We start from the raw sequence: 6559 nt of genomic DNA, 5'->3' as shown, positions 1-6559 counted from the left end.
ATGCCGGCACCACCTACGGCCGTATCACCAACGCCCTCAAGAACGACGGGACCGCCGAACTCGACATCCACGCCACCACCTCCAACGGCGACATCTCCGCCCGCAGCCTGTGACCCGCAGCCTCCCAAGGAGAGGCAGACCAAGCCCGGTGACGACGAACGGCCCCGGTCCATCCATGCGGACCGGGGCCGTTCCAGGCCCCCGGCCGGATCCCCGTGGGTTCGGCCGTGGTTGAGCCTGCTGAGCGGAGCGCCGTGCCCACGCCGGAACTCCGGCGACCAGGTCATGGGAACGCATCGAGCCCTTGCCCTCTACTGGCGCGTCCGGCGGATCTCCGCACCTGTCGGAGCCTCCGTCCGGTGACGGGTGTCGGGGATGGAGCCGGTGGGGTTGGCGTGCGCGAGGATGGCGCTGGTCAAGGCCTCCGCGAGTTCGGAGGGGGCGCGCGGGTTGGTCAGCAGGACGAGGTCGAGTTCGCCCAGTTCGGGTAGTCCGGCACTCTTGGGAAGCTCGACCAGATCGGCGGGCAGCAGGCTGCGGGCGAAGATCGCAACGCCGAGGCCGGCGCGGGTGGCGGCCAGCACGGCGTTGACCCCGCGCGCCGTACAGACCACACGGTGTTTGACGCCTGCCTGCTCCAACGCCTGCACCGCCAGCGCCCGGCTGGGGCTGGGCGCCTGATACACGATCAGCGGCACCCGCTGTCCCTCGTCCCACCGTAGGCCGCTGCCCTCGACGGCAGCCCATACGAGCCGGTCCCGGCGCACCAGCCGGCCCCGTCCCTCTCCGGCGGTGGTCTGGAGGAAGGCGACGTCGACGTGGCCGGATTCGACTCGGCGTTGCAGTTGCACGCCCTGCTGGGCCACGGTCAGGTCCAGAGTGACGCCGGGGTTGAGGTGCCGGAAGTCCCGCAGAATCCGCGGCAGTTGGCTCAGCGCGAGATTGTCGGTCACTCCGAATCGCAACCGGCCCCGCACTCCGCCGCCGTTGAAATAGTCCGCCGCCTGAGCGTGTGCGGTGAGAATCGAGCGGGCGAAGCCGACCATCGCCTCTCCGTCGACGGTCAATGTCACGCTGCGAGTGTCCCGGACCAGCAACGGCCGACCGACCGCTTGTTCAAGCTTGCGTATGTGCTGACTCACCGTGGGCTGACCGAGGCCCAGTGCCGCCGCAGCCCGGCTGAAGCTCAATGACTGCGCCACTACCAGGAAAGTCCGCACCTGCTCGGGAGGAAACATACGACCCGACGCTAGGCCAGCTCATCATGATTCGCAATAAGACTTATTTGATCAATTCCCTTTCGTAAATTCATCTCGGTGCCCAACGATGAAGACACAGCCCCGTTACCGAAGGAGGAGTTCCGTCGTGACCAGGGCGGCCGCCAGGCCAGAGCCCCCCAGCCCCCGGCCGAAACCACCTATCCCGCGACGTACCAGGCTTGCCGCGTTGCGTTCCCGGAACTTCCGACTCCTGCTGCTCGGCCAGACAGTGGCGACCACCGGGATGTGGGCGCAGCGCATCGCCCAGGACTGGCTGGTGCTCAGCCTCACCGGAGATGCCACCGCCGTCGGAATCACCACTGCTCTGCAACTGGCCCCCATGCTGGTCTTCGGCCTGGCCGGTGGGTGGATCGCCGACCACTACCCGAAGCGCCGGGTGTTGCAGGCCACCCAGGCCGCGACCGGCGCCCTGGCCGCGATCCTCGCCGTGCTCACCCTCACCGGCCACGTCACCGCCTGGCACATCCAGCTCCTGGCGGCAGCTCTCGGCATCATCGCCGCGATCGACCAGCCTGCTCGGCTGGCGTTCGTCACCGACCTGGTCGAACGCGATCACCTGCACAGCGCCATCAGCCTCAACTCCTCGACGTACCAACTCGGCGCCCTCACCGGCCCGGCAGTGTCCGGCGCACTGATCAGCGCCGTCGGTCCCGGCTGGGCTTTTGCTCTCAACGCCGTCTCCTACGCTGTCCCGCTCATCGCCTTCGCCTGCATCGATCCGGACCGGCTCCCGCACCCGCGCCCCGCGGCGCGCGCCGCCGCACTCGTTCCAGGTGGGATGCGCGGACTGGTACGGCGATCGGAGATCTGGCGGCCCATCGCGCTGGCCGGCGCGTTCAGCATGTTCACCAGCAGCCTGCCGGTCACACTGTCCTCCTACGCCCGCACCCTCGACATCGGACCCTCCGGCTACGCGACGCTCACCTTCGTCGTCGCGCTCGGCTCCATGCTCGGCGCGCTGATCGCCGCCGGTCGAACCCGCACCACCATGAACGGACTGACCTGGACCGGGTGCGCGGTGGCCGCCACGTATTTACTCGCCGCCGCCATGCCGACACCGTGGAGCCTCGCGTGCGCCCTCGCCGGGATCGGCATGGCTACGACGCTGTTGTTCACCGCGGTCAACGCCACCGTGCAAGTCGCTGCCGGAACCGAGCTTCGCGGCAGGGCGATAGGTGTCTACCTTCTCGTGTTCTTTGGCTGCGGCGCCCTCGGCGGACCCCTGATCGGCGCCATCAACCAGCACCTCGGGCCCCGAATCGGTCTGGCGGTCGCCGGTGCGGTTCCCGCCGCTGCCCTTCTCCTGCTGTCCCTCTCGTACTTCGTATGCCGCCCCGCTGCAGTGCCACCGTCCGACGTATCCCGGCGCCCGTCCGGCACCGGCCGGGAATCCACACCGCACACCCGATCGCAACTTCCCTGACCCGCCGGCAGCCGCGGACTCCGGGGCCTCGACTCGCCGGCCGCTGTGGCACATCACCGGTCCTGCCCTGCCGGGCTCGTGCCGTTGCCTGGCCGGGTGGCTGGAGGCTGAGGCCGGTCGGCCGGGCCCCAGGCTGGACCGGCGCATCGTGCGAGCTCCCTCGATGACGGAGGCAGCTGCCGTACCAGGGTGACCCTTGACCTTGATGGAAAGATCGGTTTGACTGAAAAGTCAAACCGATCTTGTTTGCCCTTGGGGGAACAATGCATCGACGCGTAACCCGCGCGGTGGCGACCATGACATTGGCGGCGGCAGTCGTAGTCGGCCTGGCCGACGTCGCCGTGGCGGATCAACGGACCTTCGTCGGCTACGGTTATCTCCCCTCGGATGCTCATGCCAGCGCGGTGGCCGCCATGCAGGCGTACAGCAGTAGCTGTCAGGAGATCAGCACGAGCTATTCTCCGGCCGGTTCCGAACATTATTGGAAGGCCACTCTCACCGCTTCTTGTTAAGGGAGCGGTCGGGAGGCCTACCAGGTGACGCGTACGGCGAGCGGGCCGATGTCGACGCTGTTGGTGGTCCATTCCACGCTCTCGAGCGGCTCGGCCGGCCGTACCCCGGGAAGGTGACGTGACAACGCCGACAGGGCGGCGCCGATCTCGGCGCGAGCGAGGACGGCGCCCAGTGAGTAGTGCGGGCCGTGGCCGAAGACCAGGGGAGGGGAGGAGCGGCGGCCCGGAAGGAAGCGGTCGGGGCCGGCGAAGTGGGCCGGGTCGCGGTGGGCGGCTTCCAGGCGGACCAGGATGAGGTCGCCGGACTCGATGGCGATGCCGTCCAGCTCCAGGTCCTGATGGGCGTAGCGGGGGAAGGGCTCGCCGGTGCGGCCCGACTGCATGCGGAGAGCCTCGTCGACCACGGCGGGGGTGAGGTCGGGCAGGCGGCCTTCGATGATCACACGCATGGCGGTGACGCCGATGGCATTGCTCGCCGAGGCGAGGACGGCACCCTCTCCGTCACCTGCGTCGACCTTCCGTGACCCCACCTCGCCGTCACCGGGCGGGCGAGAGTCTCATCCTGATGGATGAGGTCCTCCGGCGTCCGCTCCTGCAGGCGGCTCGTCCTGGAGGACGAGGTGGCACGGCGATCGCGTCCCTAGATTCGTGACGTGTCGAAGAGAGCTGTGGTCGCCCGAGCGCTGCGCAGGGCCGCCGCCTGGTGCGCGGCGGTGGTCGTGCTGGCGGCCGTCACCGGGTTCTGCTACGAGTCGGTGGCCCGGCAGGGGGACCCGCCCGTGCCTGGGCGGCTGGTGGACGTGGGCGGCCACCGGCTGCACGTCCACTGCACGGGCTCGGGAACGCCGACCGTCGTCCTGGAGGCCGGCCTGGCGGAGTCGAGTGCGAGCTGGGACGTGATCCAGCGCGGACTGCCCGGCCGCGTGTGCGCGTACGACCGCGCGGGATACGCCTGGAGCGAGGACGGCCCGGCCCCTCGTACGGCGGACCGCGCCGCGGCTGAACTGCGCGCGCTGCTCGCCGCGGCGGGCGAGGCGGGGCCGTACGTCCTGGTCGGACACTCCTACGGCGGCACGATCGTGCGACTCTTCGCGCACCACTGGCCCGCGCTGACCGCCGGGCTCGTGCTGATCGACGTCACGGACGAGAACGCCACCGAAGCCCTCCAGATCTCCCGCCCGCTCCTCGCCGCGCAGTTCACCGTCAACCAGGCCCTGGCGCGCCTCGCCGTGCTGCGGCTGTTCGGCGACGCGCTGGTGCCCGCCGAGGCCACCGCGGCGGCGCGTGCGAGCGCTCCCGTCGTCTACGGCGCGGGCAGCATGGGCGCCGCCCGGGCCGAGGCCTGGGCCGCGGCGGACAGCGCCGCCCAGGTCCGCGCGACGGTACGACCAGGCGCGTGGCGCGACCTGCCCGTCGTGGTCGTCATCCCCGCGGGGCAGCCCGCGACGGCGGCCGATCAGGCCGGACGCCTCGCCGCGCTGTCCAGCCGCGGCCGTGTCGTCGTGGCCGGCACCACAGACCACTACGTGCAGCACGCCCAGCCCGACCTGGTGATCGAGGCGATCAGATCGGTCCGGTGACCACGGGCTGCCGTAACCCGTTGTCCGGCCGGCCAGGTCCAAGGTCACCGTGTTCGTCGTACGGCGGGTGGGCCGTTTCGCCGGATGATCGAGCAGCACGGTCTCGGCTAGGGTCGCCCGCATTCCAGGCCGTCCGGCCGGCGATCGTGCTGCCCGCCTGACGTCGCCGTCACCGGGGTGCGGGCGCGGGGACGTAGCACGGCATGGGCCAGCACGCCCAGCGCGCCCGCGACCAGCACGGACAGCGCGGCCAGTGTCGCGGACCGCCAGTCGCCGCCGTCCAGCGTGCCGAAGAAGACGGTGCCGGTGATCGTGCAGCCGAGCACGCCCCCGGTCTCCTGAACGGTTCCGAGCACCCCGGCCGTGGCTCCCGCCCGCTCGGGGCGTACGGCCGACAGCACCGAGGAGAGCAGCGGCGACATGATCAGTCCCATCCCGGCGCCGACCACGAGGAGGGCCATGGCCACCTGGTACGGCTGCGCCGCGCGTGCCACGACGTCGTACAGGAGGCACAGCCCGAGCAGCAGTACGGGTGCGCCGAAGCGTCCAGGTCGGAGGGAGGCGGCGAAGAAGCCCGCGTTGAGCGCGGTGCACACGGCTCCGGCGGCGAGCGGGTCGAGGCCGAGGCCGTCCTGCAGGTAGAGGGCGAGCACGAACGACAGCCCGGCCGAGGTGCCGAACAGCAGCGCCACGGCGACCAGACCCCAGGCGAACGCCCGGTCCGCGAACACGTCGAGGTCGAGCAGCGGGATCCGCCCCGAGCCCGCCAGCCGCCGCTGACGGCGCACGAACGCGGCCAGGATCGGGCCGGAGGCGGCCAGGCACCACCAGGCCCACGGCGGCCAGCCCTGTTCGCGGCCCTCGATCAGGGGCAGCACGATCGCCACCTGCCCGGCGGTCACGAGCCCGGCCCCGCCCAGGTCGAGCCCGGCTCGGGGCGTGTGGGGCGCGGCTCGCCGGGGCGGCGACGGCAGGGGCCGGGGGAGCAGCCGTCCCGTCATGGCCAGCGCCGCGGCGCCGAGGGGTACGTTCACCAGGAAGCAGGCCCGCCAGCCCAGCCCCAGTGGATCGCCGGCCACCAGCACGCCGCCGATCACCTGGCCGCTGACCCCGGCCAGGCCGACGGCCGTGCCGTACCAGCGGAAGGCCGTGGCCCGGTCGGCGCCCCGGTAGAGATCCCCGAGCAGCGTGAGGACCTGCGGCGCGAGCAGCGCCGCGGCCACGCCCTGCGCGACCCTGGCGGCCACCAGCCAGGCCGCGTCTCCCGCGAGCCCGCACCCCGCCGACGCCAGCGTGAACAGCGCCAGCCCGGCGCGGAACATCCGCCGGTGCCCGTACAGATCGCCGAGCCGCCCGGAGGTGATCAGCCCGGCAGCGTACGCCAGCCCGTACCCCGCGACCACGAACTGCACCGCGGCGTCACCGGCCCGCAGATCGGCGCGGATGGACGGGACGGCCAGGTTCGCGACGAAGAAGTCCAGCGTGGTCACGAACACCGCGACCAGCAGCACGGGCAGTGCCGCCCAGCGGCGGGTAGTCATGAAGGGCTCCAGGGGACCGGGGGAGGGACGTCGGCAAGAACACCGCGGTGCGGCGATCGGTTGACCCTCACCCTGGGGCGGCGGAGTTATGGATTCCTTCGGACCGGCTACGGGTTTGCGTTCGAGCGCGCTCGAAGCCGTAGCGTCGCCGGCATGACGACAAAGACCTGGATCATCACCGGCGCGTCCCGGGGTTTCGGACGCGCGCTGGCGGAGGCGGCGC

General features: G+C 71.3%; 6 protein-coding genes. 3 read left to right on the top strand and 3 right to left on the bottom strand.

What is annotated here, in order from left to right; translation table 11 throughout:
- Nucleotides 1-311 precede the first annotated feature (311 nt).
- Entirely contained in the window at nt 312-1238 is a 927-nt protein-coding gene (locus ACWDRB_RS67510; RefSeq protein ID WP_449912785.1) for a LysR substrate-binding domain-containing protein, read from the bottom strand.
- An 88-nt stretch (nt 1239-1326) separates the two neighbouring features.
- Between ACWDRB_RS67510 and ACWDRB_RS67505 the strand changes: the two genes are divergently transcribed.
- Together ACWDRB_RS67505 and ACWDRB_RS67500 are read left to right on the top strand one after the other, a co-directional pair.
- Nucleotides 1327-2703, top strand: coding sequence for an MFS transporter (locus ACWDRB_RS67505; RefSeq protein ID WP_449912783.1), 1377 nt, complete (start codon nt 1327-1329; stop codon nt 2701-2703).
- A 296-nt stretch (nt 2704-2999) separates the two neighbouring features.
- Nucleotides 3000-3215 carry a hypothetical protein gene (locus ACWDRB_RS67500; protein WP_449912781.1) on the top strand — a complete coding sequence of 72 codons (216 nt, stop codon included), beginning with the start codon at nt 3000-3002 and terminating at the stop codon, nt 3213-3215.
- A 17-nt stretch (nt 3216-3232) separates the two neighbouring features.
- Here the strand turns inward: ACWDRB_RS67500 and ACWDRB_RS67495 are convergent, their stop codons facing one another.
- Entirely contained in the window at nt 3233-3664 is a 432-nt protein-coding gene (locus ACWDRB_RS67495) for a cytochrome P450 (RefSeq protein ID WP_449912780.1), read from the bottom strand.
- 204 nt (nt 3665-3868) lie between these two features.
- Here ACWDRB_RS67495 and ACWDRB_RS67490 point away from each other — a divergent pair, with 204 nt between their 5' ends.
- Nucleotides 3869-4795, top strand: coding sequence for an alpha/beta fold hydrolase (locus ACWDRB_RS67490; RefSeq protein WP_449912778.1), 927 nt, complete (start codon nt 3869-3871; stop codon nt 4793-4795).
- A gap of 107 nt (nt 4796-4902) precedes the next feature.
- Here the strand turns inward: ACWDRB_RS67490 and ACWDRB_RS67485 are convergent, their stop codons facing one another.
- Nucleotides 4903-6336: an MFS transporter gene (locus ACWDRB_RS67485; protein ID WP_449912776.1), complete on the bottom strand. Its 1434-nt coding sequence runs from the start codon at nt 6334-6336 to the stop codon at nt 4903-4905.
- Between the last annotated feature and the right edge of the window lie 223 nt (nt 6337-6559).

The organism is Nonomuraea sp. NPDC003707 (assembly GCF_053587055.1).
This window is presented reverse-complemented; position numbering and strand designations above follow the sequence as displayed.